This is a genomic window from Kitasatospora papulosa, assembly GCF_000717245.1.
In the GTDB taxonomy this organism is placed as follows: domain Bacteria; phylum Actinomycetota; class Actinomycetes; order Streptomycetales; family Streptomycetaceae; genus Streptomyces; species Streptomyces papulosus.
This window is the reverse complement of the sequence record NZ_JNYQ01000012.1, coordinates 188,901-210,040: the sequence shown is the minus strand read 5'-3', so window position 1 is coordinate 210,040 and position 21,140 is coordinate 188,901. Positions and strand designations below refer to the sequence as shown.

Annotated in this window: 19 protein-coding genes; 9 read left to right on the top strand and 10 right to left on the bottom strand. The window is 72.1% G+C overall.

From position 1 onward, the window contains the following. Positions 1-298: 298 nt before the first annotated feature. Both IA22_RS0126645 and IA22_RS0126640 read left to right on the top strand, forming a co-directional pair. Positions 299-1,231, top strand: a complete 933-nt coding sequence (locus IA22_RS0126645) for a hypothetical protein (RefSeq protein ID WP_030125084.1) — start codon at positions 299-301, stop codon at positions 1,229-1,231. Between the two features lie 208 nt (positions 1,232-1,439). Beyond that, positions 1,440-4,031: a glycoside hydrolase family 9 protein gene (locus IA22_RS0126640; RefSeq protein WP_030125083.1), complete on the top strand. Its 2,592-nt coding sequence runs from the start codon at positions 1,440-1,442 to the stop codon at positions 4,029-4,031. A gap of 127 nt (positions 4,032-4,158) precedes the next feature. Here the strand turns inward: IA22_RS0126640 and IA22_RS0126635 are convergent, their stop codons facing one another. Then, positions 4,159-4,638, bottom strand: coding sequence for a CGNR zinc finger domain-containing protein (locus IA22_RS0126635; protein WP_015580161.1), 480 nt, complete (start codon positions 4,636-4,638; stop codon positions 4,159-4,161). 104 nt (positions 4,639-4,742) lie between these two features. Here IA22_RS0126635 and IA22_RS0126630 point away from each other — a divergent pair, with 104 nt between their 5' ends. After that, positions 4,743-5,621: an alpha/beta fold hydrolase gene (locus tag IA22_RS0126630; RefSeq protein ID WP_030125082.1), complete on the top strand. Its 879-nt coding sequence runs from the start codon at positions 4,743-4,745 to the stop codon at positions 5,619-5,621. A 24-nt stretch (positions 5,622-5,645) separates the two neighbouring features. Here the strand turns inward: IA22_RS0126630 and IA22_RS0126625 are convergent, their stop codons facing one another. From IA22_RS0126625 to IA22_RS0126615, 3 genes are all read right to left on the bottom strand, one after another. Next, complete coding sequence (locus tag IA22_RS0126625; RefSeq protein ID WP_015580159.1) at positions 5,646-6,176, bottom strand: DUF6529 family protein; 531 nt, start codon at positions 6,174-6,176, stop codon at positions 5,646-5,648. Between the two features lie 65 nt (positions 6,177-6,241). After that, the gene (locus tag IA22_RS0126620) at positions 6,242-6,733 is read right to left on the bottom strand and encodes a COG4315 family predicted lipoprotein (RefSeq protein WP_014152328.1); all 492 of its coding nucleotides are present in this window, start codon (positions 6,731-6,733) and stop codon (positions 6,242-6,244) included. 244 nt (positions 6,734-6,977) lie between these two features. Next, positions 6,978-7,607 carry a hypothetical protein gene (locus tag IA22_RS0126615; RefSeq protein WP_030125081.1) on the bottom strand — a complete coding sequence of 210 codons (630 nt, stop codon included), beginning with the start codon at positions 7,605-7,607 and terminating at the stop codon, positions 6,978-6,980. 288 nt (positions 7,608-7,895) lie between these two features. Here IA22_RS0126615 and IA22_RS0126610 point away from each other — a divergent pair, with 288 nt between their 5' ends. The 4 genes from IA22_RS0126610 to IA22_RS0126595 all read left to right on the top strand — a co-directional run bounded on the left by IA22_RS0126610 (position 7,896) and on the right by IA22_RS0126595 (position 13,513). Then, positions 7,896-9,116 carry an alginate lyase family protein gene (locus IA22_RS0126610; protein ID WP_030125080.1) on the top strand — a complete coding sequence of 407 codons (1,221 nt, stop codon included), beginning with the start codon at positions 7,896-7,898 and terminating at the stop codon, positions 9,114-9,116. 121 nt (positions 9,117-9,237) lie between these two features. Further along, complete coding sequence (gene thpR, locus IA22_RS0126605; RefSeq protein ID WP_030125079.1) at positions 9,238-9,834, top strand: RNA 2',3'-cyclic phosphodiesterase; 597 nt, start codon at positions 9,238-9,240, stop codon at positions 9,832-9,834. A 56-nt stretch (positions 9,835-9,890) separates the two neighbouring features. After that, positions 9,891-11,942 carry a DUF4139 domain-containing protein gene (locus IA22_RS0126600; protein WP_051694845.1) on the top strand — a complete coding sequence of 684 codons (2,052 nt, stop codon included), beginning with the start codon at positions 9,891-9,893 and terminating at the stop codon, positions 11,940-11,942. 8 nt (positions 11,943-11,950) lie between these two features. Continuing rightward, entirely contained in the window at positions 11,951-13,513 is a 1,563-nt protein-coding gene (locus tag IA22_RS0126595; protein ID WP_030125077.1) for a mucoidy inhibitor MuiA family protein, read from the top strand. 46 nt (positions 13,514-13,559) lie between these two features. Here IA22_RS0126595 and IA22_RS0126590 read toward each other — a convergent pair whose 3' ends face one another. The 3 genes from IA22_RS0126590 to IA22_RS0126580 all read right to left on the bottom strand — a co-directional run bounded on the left by IA22_RS0126590 (position 13,560) and on the right by IA22_RS0126580 (position 17,408). Beyond that, entirely contained in the window at positions 13,560-14,330 is a 771-nt protein-coding gene (locus IA22_RS0126590) for a DUF427 domain-containing protein (RefSeq protein WP_030125076.1), read from the bottom strand. A 159-nt stretch (positions 14,331-14,489) separates the two neighbouring features. After that, on the bottom strand, positions 14,490-16,619 hold the full coding sequence (locus IA22_RS0126585) for an FUSC family protein (protein WP_030125075.1): 2,130 nt from the start codon (positions 16,617-16,619) through the stop codon (positions 14,490-14,492). A gap of 339 nt (positions 16,620-16,958) precedes the next feature. Continuing rightward, a complete protein-coding gene (locus tag IA22_RS0126580; protein WP_014152336.1) occupies positions 16,959-17,408 on the bottom strand; it encodes a hypothetical protein in 450 nt (149 codons plus the stop codon). Positions 17,409-17,737: 329 nt separating this feature from the next. Between IA22_RS0126580 and IA22_RS0126575 the strand changes: the two genes are divergently transcribed. Then, positions 17,738-18,286 carry a tellurite resistance TerB family protein gene (locus IA22_RS0126575; protein ID WP_030125074.1) on the top strand — a complete coding sequence of 183 codons (549 nt, stop codon included), beginning with the start codon at positions 17,738-17,740 and terminating at the stop codon, positions 18,284-18,286. Positions 18,287-18,543: 257 nt separating this feature from the next. On the opposite strand, the gene IA22_RS0126570 is transcribed toward IA22_RS0126575, so the two are convergent. Then, positions 18,544-18,957: a thiol-disulfide oxidoreductase DCC family protein gene (locus IA22_RS0126570; RefSeq protein ID WP_030125073.1), complete on the bottom strand. Its 414-nt coding sequence runs from the start codon at positions 18,955-18,957 to the stop codon at positions 18,544-18,546. 251 nt (positions 18,958-19,208) lie between these two features. Here IA22_RS0126570 and bla point away from each other — a divergent pair, with 251 nt between their 5' ends. Next, on the top strand, positions 19,209-20,156 hold the full coding sequence (gene bla, locus IA22_RS0126565; protein WP_063828354.1) for a class A beta-lactamase: 948 nt from the start codon (positions 19,209-19,211) through the stop codon (positions 20,154-20,156). Here the strand turns inward: bla and IA22_RS0126560 are convergent. Then, positions 20,144-20,530, bottom strand: coding sequence for a VOC family protein (locus IA22_RS0126560; RefSeq protein WP_015580147.1), 387 nt, complete (start codon positions 20,528-20,530; stop codon positions 20,144-20,146). The two genes, bla and IA22_RS0126560, sit on opposite strands and share 13 nt — an antisense overlap. A gap of 66 nt (positions 20,531-20,596) precedes the next feature. Continuing rightward, the gene (locus IA22_RS0126555) at positions 20,597-21,040 is read right to left on the bottom strand and encodes an SRPBCC family protein (protein ID WP_030125071.1); all 444 of its coding nucleotides are present in this window, start codon (positions 21,038-21,040) and stop codon (positions 20,597-20,599) included. Positions 21,041-21,140 lie beyond the last annotated feature (100 nt).

Sequence of the window (21,140 nt, the reverse complement as noted above, 5' to 3'; positions counted from 1 at the left end):
ACGGTCTCCCGGTTCGGGCCGCACGAGTTGGGCCGCCGGTCCCGGCAAAACGAACGGAGAGCACTGATGACCGGCAGCGACGGGACTTTCCAGGGTCCGGTCGGCTGCCGGGCAGAGAAGCGCTCTCCAGGTCAGGAAGCGTAACGGGTCGCACCTGCCCCTCCATGTCGAGGGCGGCGACAGGGCCGTGGACTCCCGGCCCGGCCGGTGGCGGGCGTCTTCCGGCCGACCGGTTCCGGCGTGTGGGCTCGTGCCCACCGGCCGAGGGCGTGGTCGCCGCCACGTCTACGCTCCTGGCATGCAGCGCATCGATGCCACACGGGACGACGGCACGTGGGCGGGCCTGTCCTTGGACGTGCGGGACCGTCACCAGCCGGACCTGTGCGTCCACACTGCCGGACCGCGGTTGCTGGTCTCCCAGCTGTCGCGGCCCGTCCTCCTCGCCGTGGTCGAAGAGCCGCTCCAAGGCGTGCACTTCCGGCGCGCCGACGGATACCGGTCCTTCGTCCCACCGCTGCGCGCCGACACGGCACGCGCCCTGTCGGGCAGCCCGGAGAGGTGGGCTCACCGCTTCGCGCGGTACCTCAGCGACTCTCCGGGCAGTCCGTTGCACGAGGGCCGGTGGCTGCTGACGTGCGAGAGTCCGATCCTGCACGGGCGCCACCCCACCACCTCGCATGCCGAGCACTGGAGCTCGATGCTCGTCGAGGGTGATCCGGACGGATACATCGACTGGTACCTCCACTCCCACTCGTGGGAGGTCCTGCCGCTGCGGCCGATGCCCGGTCCGGGCGACAGCCGCGTCAAGGCGTACCGCAAGCAGGCCCGGGAGGGGACGCTGCCGCCCGTCCTGCTGTGGTGGGTCCGCGGCCTGGACTGTCATCTGATACTGGACGGTCACGCACGACTCGCCGCCGCGATCGCCGAGTCCGTCGAGCCGCCACTGTTGCAGGTGCACCGCACGGCGGCGCGCGACGACCTGGCTGCGGGCATCGAGGACGCCGTCGGCGCTTACGAGTCCGCACTCGCACGCTTCGCCGGGCTCCGCGCCTTCCACGGCCCCACCGTCCCGGACGGCGCCGCCACCACCGGCCCGCAGTTCGCCCGCCAGCTCCACGACCTGCACACCGCACGACAGCCGACCTGGTCCTGGCCCCTGCCAGGAGGGGAGGACCAATGGTGGCGCATCGCTCACGAGGTGACCGTCGGCAACGCCTGGCCTCCTGCCTGAGCACCACCCCGGGACGCGGGGATGTCATGACCCTGGTGAAACACACGCTCCACCCCCACAATGCACATGGGAGCGCTCCCATCCGCGTCGGGAACCGCTCCGCCAGTCGCCTCGCATCCGTCGACGAAAGGCCTTCCCGGTGAACGCCTCACCACCCCCCGCACGGCCCGTGCGCATTCGTCCCCGGCACGGGCGTCGCCCGTTAGGGATGTCAGCCGCCGCCCTCCTCTTCGCCGCGGCGCTGGCGGTGCCCGGCACGGCCGGTGCGCAGGAGGCCGAACCCGGCCCCGAGCAGATCTCCAACGGCGACTTCACCGCCGGTACGGCCCCCTGGTGGTGGACGGCGAACGCGCCTTCGGCCGTGTCGGACGGCCGGTTGTGCGCCCAGGTGCCCGCCGGAACCGCCAATGCCTGGGACGTCATCGTCGGCCAGAACGACGTCCCGATCGTCGCCGGCGAGAGCTACGAGCTGTCCTACTCGGCCAGTGCGACCGTCCCCTTGACGGTCCAGACCCGGGTCCAGGAGGCTGCCGAGCCGTACACGACGGTGCTCGCCACAGCGGATCCCGTGGGTGCGGAGACCACACAGGTGACGCGCACGTTCACGGCCTCGGTCGACCTGCCCGCCGCGTCGGTGCAGTTGCAGATCGGCGGCGGCGAGCGGGCGACCACCTTCTGTCTGGACGACGTGTCGCTCCGGGGCGGAGCCGAACCCCCCGTGTACGTACCGGACACCGGGTCGCCCGTCCGCGTCAACCAGGTCGGGTACCTGCCCCACGGCCCCAAGAGCGGCACCGTGGTCACCGATGCCGACGCCCCGCTGACCTGGGCGGTGAAGACCTCCGCCGGTACGACGGCCGCCACCGGCAGGACCGTCCCTCAGGGCGAGGACCCCAGCTCACGACAGCGGGTCCACACCTTCGACTTCGGTGACCTCACCACCCCCGGCGACGGCTACACCGTCGAGGTCGACGGCGAGACCAGCGAACCGTTCTCCATCCGCGGGAACCTGTACGACGGGCTGCGTTCCGACGCGCTGGCGTACTTCTACCACAACCGCAGCGGCACTCCCATCGAGGCGGACCTCGTCGGCGAGAAGTACGCGCGCCCGGCCGGCCACGTGGGCGTCGCGCCAAACAAGGGCGACACGGACGTCCCCTGCCAGCCAGGGGTCTGCGACTACCGGCTCGACGTGTCCGGCGGCTGGTACGACGCGGGCGACCACGGCAAGTACGTGGTCAACGGCGGCATCTCGGTGGCCCAGCTGATGTCCACGTACGAGCGCACCCTGACCGCCCCGAACGCGGAGTCGGCGGAGCTCGGCGACGGCAAGCTCCGCGTGCCGGAACGTGACAACGGGGTACCGGACATCCTGGACGAGGCGCGCTGGGAGATGGATTTCCTGATCAAGATGCAGGTCCCGGCCGGCGAACCGCTGGCGGGGATGGCCCACCACAAGATGCACGACGCCCAGTGGACGGGGCTGCCGATGAAGCCGCATCTGGACCCCCAGCAACGCGAGTTGCACCCGCCTTCGACGGCCGCCACGCTGAACCTCGCAGCCTCGGCCGCCCAGTGCGCCCGGCTCTACGCACCGTTCGACGCGGCCTTCGCGGGCCGCTGCCTGCGGGCCGCCGAGACCGCGTGGGCCGCGGCGAAGCAGCACCCGGACGTGCTCGCCGACCCGAACGACGGCACCGGTGGCGGCGCTTACAGCGACAACGACGTCTCCGACGAGTTCTACTGGGCGGCCGCCGAGCTGTTCACGACGACCGGCAAGGACACCTACCGCCAGGCGGTTCTCTCCTCCCCGCTGCACGGCGACACGGACGCGGCCTTCCCGGCGGGCGGCGGGATCTCATGGGGTTACACGGCAGGACTGGGAGTCCTCACCCTGGCCACCGTGCCGAACAGCCTGACGCAGGCGCAGCTGGGTGAGGTCCGCGCGGTCGTCACCACAGGCGCCGACCGCTACGCCGCGCAGTCCCGCGCGCAGGCCTACGGGCTCCCGTACGCCCCCGAGGACGAGAACTACGTCTGGGGATCCAACAGCCAGGTCCTGAACAACATGATCGTGATGGCCACGGCCCACGACCTGACCGGCGAAGCCGCGTACCAGGACGCGGTGCTGAGCGGCGCCGACTACCTCCTCGGCCGCAACCCCCTGAACCAGTCGTACGTCACCGGATACGGCGAGCGGGACTCCCACAACCAGCACCACCGCTTCTGGGCACATCAGAACGACTCCGCTCTCCCGAACCCGGCGCCGGGTTCGATCGCGGGCGGGCCCAACCTCACCGCGATCGCTTCGGGCGACCCGGTGGCGGCCCAGAAGCTGAGCGGCTGCGCCCCGGCCATGTGCTACATCGACGACATCGGCTCCTGGGCGACCAACGAGATCACGGTCAACTGGAATGCGCCACTGGCCTTCATCGCCTCCTACCTGGACGACGCGGGCGAAGGGGCGCGGACCGCTCCGGCCCGGACGTGCAGGGTCTCCTACGCGTCGCACCCGTGGAACAGCGGCTCGACCGTGACCGTCCGCGTCGAGAACACCGGCTCGGAGCCGGTGTCTCCCTGGTCGCTGACCTGGCTGCTGCCCGGTGACCAGCGGATCGGTCACACCTGGAGCGCGGAGCTCGACCAGCACGGCCGCACGGTGAGCGCGAGGCCGCTGTCGTGGAACCGGACCCTGGCTCCGGGGGCGGCCGTCGACTTCGGCTTCAACACCTCGGCCGCGAGCACGGCGCCGGATCCGGGGTCGTTCAAGCTGAACGGCCGGGCCTGCGCGTCGGGCTGATCACGGCACAGGCACCGGACGCGTCCGGGTGCGGCCGTTCCCCACGGGATGCCGCTCCCGGGCGCGGCCGCGTCCGCCCGGCGCCACGACCGGGCGGCGACGCACGCGGCCGCCGTCCGGCCTCGGGTCAGCGCGTGCGTTCGTAGTGGCGGCGCGCTTTTTCACGGTTGCCGCAGACGGCCATCGAGCACCAACGGGCGCGATTGGCGCGGCTGCGGTCGAGGAGGAACAGCCGGCACCCGTCGTTGGCGCAGGGGCGCAGCCGGCCGGGCAGCTGTTCCTCGGTGTCGGCCCAGGCGAGAACCACCTCCGCGGCCAGCCTGGCGTGCGGGGCGGTCCGGAGCAGCCACCTCAGACCGTCCGACGTCATCTCCGGGGTCCGGTGGACTCCTTCGAGCAGCGGGCCGAACGCGACGGGTGAGCGTCTGGCGAGCACGACGTCCCGCAGGACGTCCCGCGTCTCGCGCAGCAGCTCCAGTTCCGCGGGGCTCCCTTCGCCACCGTGCTCCCGCGCCCAGCGCCGGCCTTCGGCCGGGTCGCCGAGCGCGTCCCGCTCCTCGCCGTCGACCAGTGGCCTGCTGTTGAGCAGGTCCAGGAGTACGTCCATCTCGCCCACTCTCCTCTAACCGGATCGAATCATTTGACAGGTTAGCCCATGCGGTGCTTGCATGACGAAGAACTAACCGGTTCAAAGCACTGAAGGGGTTAGACATGAGCGCAGTACACCACCGGACCACCGTCGTCGACGGCCATCGGATCCACTACCGCGAAGCCGGCCACGCCGACGCCCCCGCGATCGTCCTGCTCCACGGCTTCCCGACCAGCTCGTTCATGTTCCGCGAGCTCATCCCGCTGCTGGCCGACGACTACCACGTCATCGCGCCGGACCACCTCGGCTTCGGCCACTCCGACGCACCTCGCGCCGCGGAGTTCGACTACACCTTCGACGCCCTCGCCGACATCACCTCCGGCCTGCTCGACCAACTGGGCCTGGACCGCTACGCCCTCTACGTCCAGGACTACGGCGCCCCCATCGGATGGCGCCTCGCGCTCGCACACCCGGAGCGGATCTCCGCCCTCGTCACCCAGAACGGCAACGGCTACGAGGACGGCTTCGTCGAGTCGTTCTGGACCGACGTCTGGGCCTACGGGGCCGCCCCCGGCCCCGACACCGAACCGGCCGTCCGCACCGCGCTGGGCATCGACGCCATCCGCTGGCAGTACGTGCACGGCGTACCCGACCCCAGCCTGGTCAGCCCCGACACCTGGGAGCACGACTTCGCCCTCGTCTCCCGCGAGGGCAACGACGAGGTGCAGCTGGCCCTGTTCCGCGACTACCGGAACAACCGCCCGCTCTACCCACTGCTGCACGAGTTCCTGCGCACCAGCGAGGTCCCGGTGCTCGCCGTGTGGGGCCGCAACGACGAGATCTTCGGCCCCGCCGGCGCCCGGGCGTTCGCCCGCGACGCCAAGGACGCCGAGGTGCACCTGATCGACGGAGGCCACTTCCTGCTGGAGAGCCACCTGGACGTCGTCGCGGGCTATCTGCGCGGCTTCCTCGGGCGGGTGCTGGGCCACGCGGGGTCGTGAGGCCGGTGGACCGGAGGTGCCTCCTCAACCGGAGGGAAATCCCGGTACCGAGTCCCCGTCGAGCGCCCACAGCGCGGCGGTGTACCAGAGGAGGGCGACACCGAGGACGAGCAGACCGCCCACCACCGGGAGGAGCCGGCCGGGCAGGCGCCTGCTCCGCACGACGATCACCTTGGCCACGAACGCACCGTAGAGGGCGCAACCGGCGAAGGAGTGGATCGCGACGCGTGCGGATGTCGTCTCGATCCCGTAGGTCGTGAGGCAGTGGTACGCGATCGGCAGAGAGAGAAGGAAGGCGAGGAACCCGAGCACGCGGTGCCCCGGACGCACGGGACGGGGTGCGGGGCGGGCACCCGGCAGGCGGCCGTACATCCACAGGGCGAGGCCGAGTTGGACCAGTGCGAGGCCGAGCAGCGCGGTTCCGAGCCGGGCTTTGAGGTCGACCGCGTCGGTGCCGTACCGGCCGAAGAGCCCGTTGAGGTAGTCCGGCGTGTGGTGGGTGCCGAAGAGGTAGATGCCGACGGCGACCGCGACGGGCACCACGACGGCGAGCACGGCGACGGGTGCGAGCTTCCTGCCGCCTCCTTCGCCGCGCCGCGAGGTCGTGCCGTTCAGCCGGCTCAGCTCTCCACCTGCTTGCCCTTGGTGTCGAGGACGTACCACTCGGCGCCGAACTGGTCGAGGTTCTGGCCGTTCGTCTGGCCGGGCTCGGTGTCCCCCGCGTAGTAGTAGAGGGGGTGGCCGTTGTAGGTGACCTGCTCGTCCCCGTCGGAACGCTTGGTCGTGTCGAGCAGCTTCTTGTCCACGCCCTTGCCCACCTCGGCGGCGCCCTTGGTGAGGAGAGGAGGCCACGCCTTGGCACAGGCGCCGTTGCAGTTCGACTTGTTCTTCTTGTCGGCGAGGAAGAGGTAGAGGGTGTTGCCCTTGTCGTCGACGAGGATGTCGCCGAGCCCGCCCGCCGACTTCGTGTCCACGGTGGCGGGCGCCGAGGGCGAGGCACTGGAGGAGGTGGGTCCGTTCCCCTCTCCCGAAGTGTTTTCGGAGCAGCCGGTCAGGGCGCCGGCGAGGAGCAGCGTGGCGGCGCAGGTGACCGCTGTGGCGGTGCGTTTCATCGAAGGCTCCAGGAGAGAGGGCGCGCGGGACCCCTTGTCCCTGCCCGACCGGACCCGTCCGTTCACGGGCTCGTCGTCGACACCACTCCCCCGGAGGCACGCCGTACGGATCGCACACGGAGGCCGCCGCCCTCGCGTCGCCCCACTGCCGGTCCGTCGTCGTCCTCGGTACCGCGCCCGAGCCCTCTACACCGCGGAGGCGCGCAACCCTCGGCCTCCGCCTTCCCCATGATCCGGAGAACCCTCAGCACGACCGCTCTTCGTCCACCGTGTACGCGGTGGCCTTCCATCGCTCCCCGGGCCGGTGCTCCATCCTCGCCGTGGCCACGTAACGGGACGGCTGGTCGTCGGGACGGGGGATGCGCCATCCCGTCGTCGTGTCGAGCGTCTGCCATCCCGACGCGTCGACACAGTCCCGCACGGTCGCCGTGGGCGGCTGCGCGGCGGCGGCGAGAGCGGTGACCTCCGGATCGTGTCCGAGTGCTCCGCGCATGGCAGCACCCTGTCCGGCCAGGCGCGCCAGGTCCTTCTCGACCTCGCCCGCGGCGGCGGGCGCCATGTACCGCTCCAGGTCCGTCCCCTCGGCCGAGGCCGCCCGGTAGGCCTTCTCGTACTCGGCCGCCATCAGGCGGTACACCTCCAGCACCTCGGCGTGGCCGGCCTCCCCCGGGGCGGGCGTGGCGAGCTGGGCCGAGGACAACGCTGTCTCCGGGGCAACCGCCGTGGTCGTGGAAGGTACGCCGCCGGAGGGCTTCGCGTCGCTCGCCCCGCCGGCTCCGCCCCCGGCGCAGCCGGCCAGGAGGAGAACCAGCGTGGCGGCACCGCACCGGACCGTCGCGTCCGTCCGGGAGTGTCCCTGCCGAGCCGTCACCATCAGAACTCCAAACTCTGCGTCCGACATCGATCACCACCCCAACGACGTCCGCCTGCGCAGGTCACCCTGGCCGGGCACGGCACGTCGGAGGAGACCACGCGCCGGGGTCCGACCGCCGCGAACAGGCGCGTGGCACCTCGCTGCAAGTTCTCATCCGTGAACAGGAGTTGAGTCGCTATTCCGTCGCAGGCCCTTGACTGACCCCTGGTCCGTACCTATGGTCACCGATCAGCGCGCATGTTCAACATCCAGTGCATCGTTCATATACACGAACGGATGGCCCCCCACATGCCTGACACTTCCGCCTTCCACCGCAAGCGACGCCGCCCGGCGCTGCTGGTCTCCGCGGCCGCCGCGACCGCCGCCCTGGTGGCCGGCCTCCTCTCCCTGCCCGCCGCGCCCCGCGCCGAGGCCGCACCCGCCGTCTTCGCCCACCCCGGCGTCACCGTCTCCAAGGGACAACTGGACTTCACCCGCGGCAAGGTCGACGCGGGAGCGCAGCCCTGGAAGGGCGCGTTCGACCAGATGATGGCGAGCAGGTACGCCGACCCGAACCGCACCGCCAAGCCCCGCGCGACCGTCGAGTGCGGCTCCTACTCCAACCCGAACTACGGCTGCACGGACGAGCGTGAGGACGCGATAGCCGCGTACACCAACGCACTCGCCTGGTACCTCACCCGCGACGACCGGTACGCGAAGAAGTCGATCGAGCTGATGGACGCCTGGTCGGCGGTGATCAAGAGCCACACCAACAGCAACGCGCCGCTGCAGACCGGATGGGCCGGTTCGTCCTGGCCCAAGGCGGCCGAGATCATCAAGCACACGTACACCGGCACGTGGGCCGGATCCGGTCGCTTCGCCACCATGCTGCGCGACGTCTACCTGCCCAAGGTCATCAACGGCTCCCACTCCAACGGGAACTGGGAGCTGTCGATGACGGAGGCCGCCGTCGGCATCTCCGTCTTCCTCGAGGACAAGGCGTCGTACGACAAGGCGATGGCGACGTTCCGGACACGCACGGCCGCATACGTCTACCTCGCCTCCGACGGGGCCCTGCCCCGGACCGTGCCGAGCCAGAACCTCGACACCACCGCGAAGATCGTCGGCTACTGGCAGGGGCAGTCCACCTTCGTCACCGGGCTGACCCAGGAGACCTGCCGCGACCTCACCCACACCGGGTACGGGATCTCGGCCATCGCCCACATCGCCGAGACCAGCCGTATCCAGGGCCAGGACCTCTACGGCACGGACGTAGGCGAGCGCCTGCGGCAGGCACTCGGCTTCCAGTCGAGGTACCAGCTGGGCGAGACCGTCCCGAGCTGGCTGTGCGGCGGCTCCCTGAACCTGGGGCTCGGGCCCGTCACCGAGGTCGGCTACAACGCCCTGCACCACCGTCTCGGCATCCCGATGACCAACACCCAGAGGCTGACCGAGCAGAACCGCCCGGCCGGCAGCAACAACCTCTTCGTGGCCTGGGAGACGCTGACCCACGGCGACAATCCGAACTGACCACGTGGATCCGGGGAGGCACCCCCTCGGCCTCGTCACGGGGCTGCCTCCTCGGACCGCGAGCGTCTCCGGGGCCGACCCGGTCCACCGCCCGCCACCGGCATGGGGTACGAAGTCGGGTGTGAACGAAGAGACCCCGCCCGCGACCGTTCGCGTGTTCGTCGCCCTCGCCCCGCCCGACCGGGCGAAGGACGAGCTGGCCCGGGAGCTGCGCCCCGCCTACGACACGCATCCTCACGTGCGGTGGAACCGCATCGAGGACTGGCACATCACGCTGGCGTTCCTGGGCGAGATCCCGACCGCGACCGTCCCGCTCCTGCGTCCCCCGCTCGCCCGCCTCGCGTCCGCGCACCGGCCGCCCCGTCTGGCACTGCGGGGCAGCGGAACCTTCGACGACCGGGTGCTGTGGACCGGCGTGGACGGCGACCTCGACGAACTGCACATGCTCGCCGCCGACGTGCGTACGGCGGTCAAGGGCTGCGGTGTCGCCTTCGAGGACCGGCCCCTGCGCCCCCATCTGACGCTGGCCCGTGCCCGGCGGGGCGACCGGTCCTCGATGGCGGAGATCGCCGAGGGGGTGGCCGGGTTCGACGGCCGGCGGTGGCCGGCCGAGCGTCTGCACCTGGTGGGCAGCAACTTCGGCCGCAGCGCCGGGCCGATCCACTACCGCGACATCGAGGCCTGGGCCCTGGGCGGCGGTAGCGGTCCCGGGGTCTGACGCGCAGGGGACGGGCCGGGCGTACACTCGGGCCGGCGCGAACGGGGGCGAAGGACATGACGGTCGAAGCAGCGCGGCGCTGGGGGTCACACCTCGATTCCGTGGTGGTGTACGAGCAGGGCGCGGTCTGCCGCCGGCTGGCCCGGGGCGTCGTCCCGCCCGACGGCAGGGTGCGGGTGACGGGCCTGCCCCGCTCGCTGGATCCGTCCTCGCTGCGGGCCCGGGTCCCGGAAGCCCGCGGTGTACACGTCAGCGAGGCCCGCGTCGAGTTCGAAGCGGAGCCGCTCGGCACGGCGACGGACGGTCTGAGCGAAGAGGTCGCGCGGCTGCGGGACGAACACGCCGCGGCGCAGGGGCGCCGGGACCACCAGCTGAGCCTGATCGAGGAGGTCAGGTCACTGCACCCCGTCCCGCCGCCCCGTCCGCCCGAGGACGCCGTCCGCCGCACTCCGGTGGATGCGTGGCTGGAGCTCGCCGGCTTCGTGGACGAGCGGCTCACCCGGCTGCACGCCCGCCTCGTCGAGCTGGAGGACACGCTGCGCGTCACCGGCCACGAGCTCGGCATCGCCGTGGACAGGCTCGCCCGCGCCTCGACCGACATACCGTCGGCTCATGTGGGGACCACCGTCTCGGCCCTCCTGACCTTCGACGTCCGCGGTCCCGGCGAGCCGGATGCCGAGGTCGAGCTGGAACTCGAGTACGGGGTGCCGGGGGCCGTCTGGGCGCCCGCCTACCGTCTCACCTACCGTCAGGGGGACAGCACCGGCCGTCTGGTGCTTCGCGCCTCGGTGGCCCAGCGCACCGGTGAGGACTGGACCGACGTGTCCCTGGGCCTGGCCACGGCGGACCTGCGGCGCGCCACCGGCCTGCCGAAGCTCCGTTCGATCCGGATCGGGCGCAGCCAGCCGGCTCCCGCACCCGCGGGCTGGCGCGAGCCCCCGGCGGGCCTCTCCGACCTCTTCACCGGATACGACACGGCGCCCGGCCGCCCGGCACCGGCCGCCCAGCCGGTGGTTCCCTCCGTGCCCCCGCCCGTTCCGCCGCCACCGCCCGCGCCGCAGGCCTACGGAGGGCCTCCGGCCCCGCTCGCGGCAGCCGGCCGCACGGGCGCCTTCCCGGAGCGCTTCGGCGGTGACGTACCTGCCCCGGCACCCGCCGCCAGGGCGCGTAAGGCCGAGCCGTACCGTCCAGCGGGCATGCCCTCCGGAGCTCCCGTCCCCGCTGCTCCCGGCGGTGCTCCGCCCCTGCCGTCAGCGGCACCGCCGGCCGGCCCGCCGCAGCCGAGCGGCGCCGAGCTCGACTACGCCGCGCTGGTGCTGTGCGGTCCCGACGAGCGGGGCGACCGCAGGGGCAGGCTGTTCCCCGGCGCCCTCCCGGACCCGGTAGCGCCCGAGCACCGCCACCGCGCCGAATCGGTGGCCGGGCTGCCGCTGCCCGGCCACGCGGTGAGACCACGCGAATCGGCGGGCTCCTTCGACCACCGCTTCGACACCGCCGCCCGCACCGACATCCCGTCGGACGGCACCTGGCACACCGTCACCATCGGCGAGACATCCGTCGGCACACACACCGACTACCTCTGCACACCGTCCGTGGAACAGACCGTCTACGCGTCCCTGACGCTCTCCAACTCCTCGGACCAGGCCCTTCTCGCCGGCCCGGTGGAGGTCACGGTCGACGACGACTTCCTGCTGACCGCCGCGCTGCCCACGCTCGCACCCGGGGGTGCGCGCCGGGTCGGACTCGGACCGGTCGAGGGCATCCAGGTCAGCCGCCGCACCAACCTGCACGAGTCGGCCTCGGGACTGCGCGGCAGCACCACCGTGCTCGACCATCGCGTCCATGTGGAGCTCGCCAACCGCCTCGCCGGTCCCGTCACCGTCGAGGTGCGCGAGCGGGTGCCCGTCACTGCCGACCCGGACGTCAGGATCGAGGAGCGGGCCGACTGGACGGAGCCCGAGGGCGGGTCCGTGCAGGATCACCCCGCCGCGGGCACCCGCGTCTGGCGGGTCGACATCCCCGCCGGCGGTACCACCGAGCTCGACGGCGGCTACGAGATCCGCATACCGGCCAACAGGACCGTCGTCGGCGGCAACCGCAGGAGCTGACACACGCCATGGCCACGCACACGAATCCGATCGCCCTGCCCGTCACGGCGGTGACCTGCCTGGAGGACCGGGCCCACGTCGAGCGTGTCGTCGTACTCGACCTGGCAGCAGGGGTGCAGCGGCTGCGTCTCGGACCGGTCAGTGCCCTGGCCGTCGACCGGACGCTCCACGCCGAACTGTCCGCCGGCCACTCCGCCACCGTGCTCGACGTCCGGATGACACGCAACTGGACGCCGCGCGGACCCGTGCCGCACCCCGAGGACGACTCCGCTCCGCGTCTGCGGGTGCACGCCCTCGTACGGGAGCAACTCGACCTGGAACAGCGGCGCGAGCGACTCGACGCGCGCCGGCACCTGCTGGACGCGCTCGCCGCCGACCTGCTCCGCGAGATCGGCGAGGGCGCCGGCGCCGGAGACACGGACAGCGCGCGCTGGTCCCGTGAACTGGACCGGACCGACGAGGAGCGTGCCTCCTGCGGCGAGCAACTGCGCGTCGTGGAAGCCCGGCTGGCCGCCGTCCACGACGAACACGGAGAGGCCGAGCGTGCGATGCGGCTGACCGAGGAGGAGCCCGCCGCACTCGTCGGCCACATCGAACTGACCGTGGAGACGGCCGCCGCCGGTCCCGTCGAGCTGCGCCTGAGCCACCTCACCCCGTGCGCCCTGTGGCGCCCCGCCTACCGCGCCGTGCTCGTCGGTGACTCCCTGACGCTGGAGACCGACGCGATGGTCTGGCAGCGCACCGGCGAGGACTGGCCGGACGTACGGCTGACCTTGTCCACGGCGCGCTCGGCGCTCGCCACCGAACCGCCGTCCCTCGGGGAGGACCGGCTGACCCTCACGGACCGCTCCGCCGCCGAGCGGCGCACGGTCGGTGTCGAACTGCGCGAGGAGGAGACGCACACCCTCGGCGCGACGTCCGTGGTCGGCCTGCCGGGGGTGGACGACGGCGGCGAGGCACGGGTGCTGCGCTCCCCCGCGCGGGTCTCCCTGCCCGGTGACGGCCGCGCGCACCGCGTGCCGCTGTCCCGCTTCACCACGGAAGCGCGCAGCGAGTACGCCTGTTCTCCGGAGCTGTCCCCGCTGGTCACCCAGGTGGCGCGGTTCGACAACCGGGCCGGCCACGCGCTGCTCGCCGGACCGGTCGACCTCGTCCGCGACAGCGGATTCGTCGGCCGCGGCACGCTGGACTTCTCGGCCCCCGGTGCTCCCTGCGAGCTCGCCTTCGGCAGCCGCGACGACCACCGGGTGGTCAGACGGGCATCGGAGACACGGGAGACGGCCGTACTCACCCAGCGGACCGTCCTCACCCGCAAAGTCCAGCTGCACCTGTCCCGGTTCTCACCCCCGGGCGAGCAGGGGGACCGTGTGGTCACCCTGCGGGAGCGGCTCCCGGTCTCCGAGGTCTCGGCCGTGGACGTACGTCTGCGGAAGGACTCGTGCGTCCCCGAGCCCGACGTGGTCGACGCCGAGGGCATCGCCCGCTGGGATGTCGCCCTCCCACCCGACGGCCGCCGCACGGTCACCCTGGTCTACGAGGTCTCGGCGAGCTCCAAGGTCACCGGTCTCTGAGATCCGGCCGACTGCCGTGTGCGGCCGCGGAGTTCCCGGGGCGCGGTCATGCCCGACCGGCCGGCCTCGGGAGCTTTGTGCCGTCGACGTGGAGATCCACCCGCTCGTTGTAGAACGCGACGAGGCCGGCGATGCGGTCGACGTGGACCGTCGGGAAGTCGTAGGCCCAGGCGATGTCCTCGTGGGTGGCGTCGCCGTCGAACGACCAGTAGCTGCTCGTGGTGCCCTTGTACGGGCAGCGGGTCACCGTGTCCGAGCGGCGCAGCCGTGCCCGGTCGACGTGCGTGAGGTCGAGGTAGTAGCGGGTCGGGAGGCCGGTCTCGAACAGTTTGACGCAGCCGGGCGCTTCCGCGAGGACGGCGCCGTCCAGCTCCACACGGATGCTGCTGGAGGAGCGGAGCGCGTCCACGCGGGAGTACGGGCTCCTCGGGTGGACGAAGACCGGTTCGTCCTCCTCGAACCAGGACTCCAGTGCCTCCCACTCGAAACGGACGGTGCCGAGCAGAGCGGACGGGGCGCCGTCCGTCCACACCCATGCCGCTCCCTCGCGGACCTCGGAGCCGACCGTCAGGGTGTGGCGCCGCGCGGGCCCGGCACCGCGTTCCTCCGTGCGGCCGTCGTCGGTGAGCACACCCTCGGCCAGGTCCTCGACCGGAATGCTGAACTGGGGGTAGGGGGGCCACTCCCACACGTACAGGGCGCGCCGGGTGTCGAACACGGTGCTTCCGCCGATCGTGGCCCGGACGCGGCGCGGCACGGGTTCGACATGCCCGGCCGGGACGATGAGGCCCGGGTACTGGATGCTCTCGTCCGCCATGGTGGTCACCTCGGTCCGCTCGGCCGCCGTGCGCTCCGCCGCCCTCGGCGTGCGTCCGGCGGGTGTGTCAGCTCCCGGGCCTGGGCCTTCGCCTTCGTCCGGGGTGTCAGTGGGCGCCCAACGATGGCACCTCGGACGGGCGAGGCGGGCGAGGCGCGCTCAGGCCGCCCTGTCGGGAGCGGGCCGCCGCGTCACCGATGCCTCGACGTGGGCGAGCTGTCGGCCGAGGCTGGTCATCCACACCTCGAGGTCGACGGAGAGGGATGCCGGTGAGTAGCCCTCCGGTTCCGGCGGCGTGTTCGGCTCGGAGACCGGGTGACCGCCTGTGAGCAAGGAGGCGATCCGGTCGGCGTCGGCGCGCAGACCGGCCGCGGTGGTGCGGGCCCGGCTCGCGGAGGGGTTCGGAGGCCCGATCTCGGGGCGGAGGCCGAAGCGGGGCAGCCGGTGCGCGCCCAGGAGCATGTGCTGTGCAGCGATCAGCACCGCGTGCCAGTCCGGTTCGGCGTCCTTCGAGGCGGTTCCCGACTCGCTCCGGTACTGGGCGTAGGCCGCCTCCGCGAGGCGAAGCCGGTGCAGGCTGGGCAGTGTCCGCGGCGAGGACCGCGATCCGGGCGACGGGGTCAGCAGTGCCTCCGCGGTCGGCGGCACCAGCCCGCCGCAGGTGCGCAGCAGTTCCGCCATGGCACGGCGGACCTCTCGCCCGGCCCCGGCGGGCCAGGCCAGGAGTCCGCACAGGAGGCCGATCACACTGCCGGTGGCCACGTCGACCATCCGGGCCTCCGACAGCCGCCAGGTGACCGGCGCGAGCTGGGCGAACGCCGTTGCCACCACAAGGGTGAACAGCCCTTGTGTGTAGGCGGTGCCCAGCATCGGTCCGAGCGAGAATCCCACCAGCATCGCGGGGGCGAGCAGGATCGCGTAGGCGTCCGTGTGGGCCCCGAGGCCGATCAGGAGTGCGCCCGCGACCAGCGCTCCGACGGCGTTCCCGGCCAGCGCCCGGCGTGCCGCCCGCCAGGTCGCTCCGACGGTCGTCCGCCCGAGGGTCAGCACGGCCAGCAGTACCCAGAACCCGTGGTCCAGGTCGAGGGAGCCGGCCACCAGCCGGGAGGCCGCGAGACCGAGAGCGGTCCGCACGGCGTTCTGGAAGAGCACGGAGCGGAGCGTCGCGTTGCCGAGGACACGACGGGCCCAGAGCTTCGGGGTGGAGAGTTCCGCGTACCAGAACAGCTCGCGAGGGGCGGGCGGGTCCGCCGGCCGGCCGTTCGCGGCGATGTCGACGGTGACCTCCACGATCCGCGCGGACTCGGCCAGCGCGAGTACGCGCGACTGCCTGCGGAGCACGGCGAGGGAGGGCGTCCGTCCGTTCGCCCCGGCGGTGGGCGGCTCGGGAGCGGGTCGCGCGGGGGCGACCGGTCCGGGAGACGTGCGGACGCGTTCCGACTGGAAGTTCCGCATGGCCTGTTCCAGGGCGCCCGGCGCAGGCGGGCGGCGCCCCGTGACCAAGGAGTCCGCGCAGGTGTCGCACACCACCGCGACCCGGCCGAGCAGGGTGTCGGACGCGTGGTCGGGGGCCGGCGACGGCCACTCCGGGAGAGCGGCGAGCTGGTCGAGGAGGCGGCGTACGGCGCGGCCTCCCTGTTCCAGTGCGCGGTCCGTCCGTCCCGCACCCGCGGGGCGTTCCGAGGGCGGGACACGGGAGAGCCGCATCCTCGCACCTGTGTCGCGCAGGTCCTGCGGAGTCACCTCACCGGTGGTGACTCCGCGGGCCGCCGTCGCGAGCGCGGCCGCCAGCCGCTTGCGGTAGGAGGGAACAGGCGGGTCGGGCAGCAGGGCGTGTGAGGCGGCGAGCAACAGCATGCCCGCGGCGAGTCCTGTGAGTCGCTCGCCCAGGGCGTCCGGCGCGTAGGGCGGGAAGCAGGCGAGGATGTAGAAGAGCTGAAGCCCGGGCGCGGCACCGGCCGGTCGCGGGCCGGCCACAGCGGCGAACGCCAGGAGGAATCCGATGACGAGCATGCCTCCGGTCGCGGACCAGGTGTCCACCGCCAGAAACGTCCCCAGGGCAGCCAGGCCCAGTGCGGGAGGCAGCGCGCGCAACACCACGAAGGCCTGCCGTCGGCCCGACCCGGGGATGGCCGAGAGAAGGCCGATGGCGATGGGTGCGAACAGCGCGTAGAGCGCCGCGGCCGGTAGGTCGGCGACGTACAGCAGCGGGTAGAAGCCGACGCTCGCCGCGACGGTCACCCGGAGGGACCTCCGCAGGATCGCCGCCCTCCCGGCCTCGGCGCTCACGCGGCGCCCCTGAGCCGGACCGCGATCGCCGCGGGTGGGGTCGGCGGCGCCCAGGGCCGGTGCCGCACGCATCGGGGCCGTACGTTCACTCCGCACCCCTCTCCCGCGTGAGGAGCCCCGGCGCGAGCTCGTGGTCGGCTACCGCCTGCCATTGTCGGTCGGCTCCGGCCCACCGGCCACCCGCCCGGGGCGTCGGCGGGTCCGGTCGTCCGTGCGCCGCGCCGGACGGACGACGGCGGGCCGGGCACATGTTCTGCCCGGCCCGCCGCTGCCCCCGGGCACGGATTCCCTCACTGCCGGAACTGAGCCCGCGCCCTCGCGACGGCCCGGGACACGGGATCAGCGGATCTCGGTGGTCCGCCGCTCCTTGAGGGAGGCGCAGTTGGAGTTCTCCACCGACACGTAGACGTTGGAGATGCTTCCGCCCCAGCTCACGCAGTAGCCCTTGCCGTAGACGTAACCCGGTCCGGCGTACGACGTGAAGCTCCCGTCGTCCCCGGCCCACTCGTCGGTGGCCGGGACGTAGATGTACGCGGACATGGGCTTGGCCGACCCCGGGTTGGTCCGGATGGTGGCGACGCAGTTCAGGCCGTTGGAGGAGTTGTACGTCAGGTAGACGGTGCCCAGCGAGCCGACCGGAACCGAGTTGACGGTCTTGTACGCCTTGCCGCAGACACCCTGCGGTGTGACGTTGGGCGCGGCGGATGCCGACGCACCGAACGCGGCCGTGCCACCCACGAGCAGAGCGGTGGCCGCCCCGACAGCCGCGACATTACGCGCAGTTCTCATATTTCCCCCTTGTATCCCTGAGAGCTGTTTGCTCCTGCTTGATGTGACCCTCGAACGGCGTGGATGGTTGCACCGCATGCACGTAGAGGTACGGGACGATCACCGTGGGAGCAGTCTCCTCGCGGGATCCTGGCCGGTCGGGCTCCTGCGGGCGATGGAAATTTTTCTCGAGAGGCCGTGCCACCACCCTTCGGGGAGAGAGGAGGGGGCGAAGTGACCGCGACCGAGGAACCGGGCGACTTTGCGGAACCTTTACCCATGATCGGCCGTTGGCTGGATGAGCGAACGGGCTCGCGACCGACATCCAGACGAAGACCGAGGTGACCTCGATGGCAGTGTGGGACCGACTCAAGGATCAGGCCAGGACGCTGCAGCAGACCCAGGGGGCACGTGGGCAGGCAGCAGGACGGAGCACCGGGCAGGGATCGGGTGGTGGCTCACGCGCCCAGCTGGTCAGCACGCTGAAGTCACAGCTCGCATCCCTCAAGACGGAGCTGAAGAGCGGCGCCTACCGCGACGCAAGCATGGCGATGTGCGCACTGGTCGCAGCGGCCGACGGACACGTGGACCCTGCCGAGCGCCAGCACGTGGAGTCCCTGATCCTGGGCAACGAAGTCCTGCAGAACTTCCCGTCGGAGCAGTTGCGACAGCGCTTCAACAAGCACGTGGACCAGTTGACCCGCAACTTCCAGCAGGGCAAGGCGGACGCGCTCCAGGAGATCGCCAAGACGGCCAAGAAGCCGGCCGAGGCCAGGGCCGTGATCCAGACGGGAATCGTCGTCGCCGGGGCCGACGGCGACTTCTCGCAGGCCGAGCACATGATCCTCCGAGAGGCGTGCACCGCACTGGGGCTCTCCCCCGCCGAGTTCCAGCTCTGACCGGGAGCCCGGCAGGCGCCCCTTCACGGGACGGCGGGCCGGGCAGGACGACTACGCCCGCCGGCGACGGATCCACACGCCCCGCACGTCCGTGCGTGCGGCCTCGCCGGCGGACCTCACACGCAGGGCGGCAGCCGAAGCGCACGCGGCACAGCATGCGGTGACCGCCGCAGAGGCCACAGGCGTCCAAGGCGCCCGCAGGACAGGCGCCTTCGCATGCGCCCAGCTGTCGCCGCGTGCCCGGCACCCCGCCCTCGTCACTCGACGGGTCCCGAGGGCTCCCGCGCACCCGACCGACGGTCCGCGGGAAGCGCGCAGGCAGGCGTTCCACCCGGCATCCGCTCGCGATGACTGGCGACGAGCCGGTAGACACCGTGCGCGATCCAGCGGAGCGGAGGAAGGGTGAGCAGCACTCCCGGCACGTACCAGCCTCGGCCGGCGTCCTGGAGCAGCCTGGCGACAGCCTGGACACCCCCGTGCACCACTCCGGCCGGTGTGACCCACAGGACCTCGTACTCCGCCCGCTCCCGGGTGACGCCGAGGGCGTCCAGGTCCGCGAACTGCCAGGGGGAGATCTCGCAGCGCGGCCGGAGACGCCGCTCGGCGAAGCGCACGGAAGAGGTGCAGAAAGCACGGTCTCCGTCGTAGATCAGTACAGGTCGCGCGCGCATGGCCTCATCATGCCCCACCGGCAAACCCACTCGGAATCATCCGGGAAGGCGTTCGGGGCCCCGCAGGGAGCACGGTCCGCCCCGCGCGACGCGGCCCGCGCGTCAGGTCCACGGTCACAGGAGGCTCCCGCCCTACGCTGGTCAGCCAGAACACTGCCGGCCACCTGCCGGGTCCCCCCGCGTTCCCCGTGCTGCGGGTGGACCGGCTGTCGCCGCGCGCCGTCCCACGGAGCAAGGAAGCCACCGCCACCGTGCCCACGCCTCTCCCCCGCCGTACCGCGCTCCGCACCCTCGCCGGCCTCGTCGCCCTCCCTGTCGCCGGTTGCGACCCGACCACTCCGGCTGCCGCGCCTCCCGCCGTCCCCTCGACGCCCGGAGGGTCAGGACACCGTCCGGGGCGCGCGTTCCAGGGGCTGGAGAAGAGGTTCGGGGCCAGGCTGGGGGTGTACGCGATCGACACCGGGACCGGCGCGTCCGTCACCCACCGCCCCGACGAACGCTTCGCCTACGCCTCCACCTGCAAGGCCCTGCTGGCGGGCACTGTGCTGGGCATGCACACGCTTCAGCAGCTCGAACGGCGCGTGCGGTACGGGCCCGGCGACCTCGTCGCCAACTCCCCGGTGTCCGAGCGGCACGTCGAGGCGGGCATGACCCTGCGCGCCCTGTGCGACGCCGCCGTCCGCCACAGCGACAACACCGCGGCGAATCTCCTCTTCCGCGAGATCGGTGGGCCCCGTCGCCTCCAGGACGCGCTCCTCGCCCTCGGTGACCGGACCACCCGCTGCGACCGCTACGAGACCGATCTCAGTGAGGCGGCACCCGGTGACCCCCGGGACACCAGCACGCCTCGGGCCCTGGCCACCGATCTGCGCGCGTACGCGCTCGGCGACGTCCTCGGCGATGAGAAGCGGGCCGTTCTGACCGACTGGCTCAGGCGGAACACCACGGGAGACGCCCTCATCCGCGGGGGAACCCCCGCCGGCTGGCCCGTGGGCGACAAGACCGGTACGGGCGGCTACGGAACCCGCAACGACATCGCGGTCGTGTGGCCACCTCACTCCGCGCCGATCACCATCGCCGTACTGTCCCGTCGGGCCACCCGCGGAGCGAAGCCGCAGGACGCGCTGATCGCCCGGGCGGCCCGTGTCGCGCTCACGGCTCTCGCCGGACAGAAGTATCCCGTCCCTCAGGGGCGGTAGCGGAGCGGGTGTCGCGCGGGAACCTCGGTCAGCACGATGCGGTGCCCGTCGGGGTCGGCGATCCACATCTCGATCAGCCCCCAGGGCTCCTGGACCGGCGGACGGAGGACGTGTGCTCCACGGGCGGCCACCTCCTCGTGCGCCGCCGCACAGTCGTCCACCTGCATCCAGAGCCTCAGGGTCTCGGTCGGCGGTGCGTCCGAGCGCCCCGACACCTCGAGGAAGCCCCCGCCGACGAAGTACACCGTTCCGCGTTCGGGGCCCGTGCCGAACTCCCGGTAGACGGACAGTCCGAGCGTTCGCCCGTAGAAGTCACGGGAGACCTCCGGATCGCGGGGCGTCAGCAATACCCTGCTGCTCAGTACGTGCACCATGGCCCCGACCCTACGCGGCCCGGTGACGCCGAACCGTGCGTCGGCGCCGCCCGCTGGGCCCCATGATCAGGAGGCCCCCACCGCGGCCTTGATCCGCTGTCCGAACGCCGGGGCGTCCTTGCGTGCGGCGGCCACGGCGAGTCCCACGAGGAGCTTGCCCAGTCGGTGCCCCTCCAGATCATTGAAGATCCGCACCCTCGTTCGACCGTTCGCAAGGGGTTCGAGGTGATAGCCACCTTCACGGGCGGTCACGAGATTGGTCGAGACTTCGTTCCAGCGGATGCGTGCCGGCGCGACGAGATCGCTGATCCGGAACTCACGCCGGGTCGTCATGCCGGCGTCCTTGACCGTGCTGCGGAACACCGTGCCGACTGCCGTCGGACCCGCCGGTTGCTTGGAGATGGCCTGCACGCGAGTGCTGAACTTCCTGTCGTTCTCGCCGTCCGCCAGGAAGGCGAAAACCTCTGCGACGGGACGGTCGATGTCGACCGTCGCCTCGAACCGGGCCATGGGATCTCCTCCGGTACGACGGGGCGCGGCGTGGCGGCGCGGCGCTCCCGGGATGGCACCGCCTCCCAGGATCCGCGTTACCCGGCCGCTCGGCAGCCGG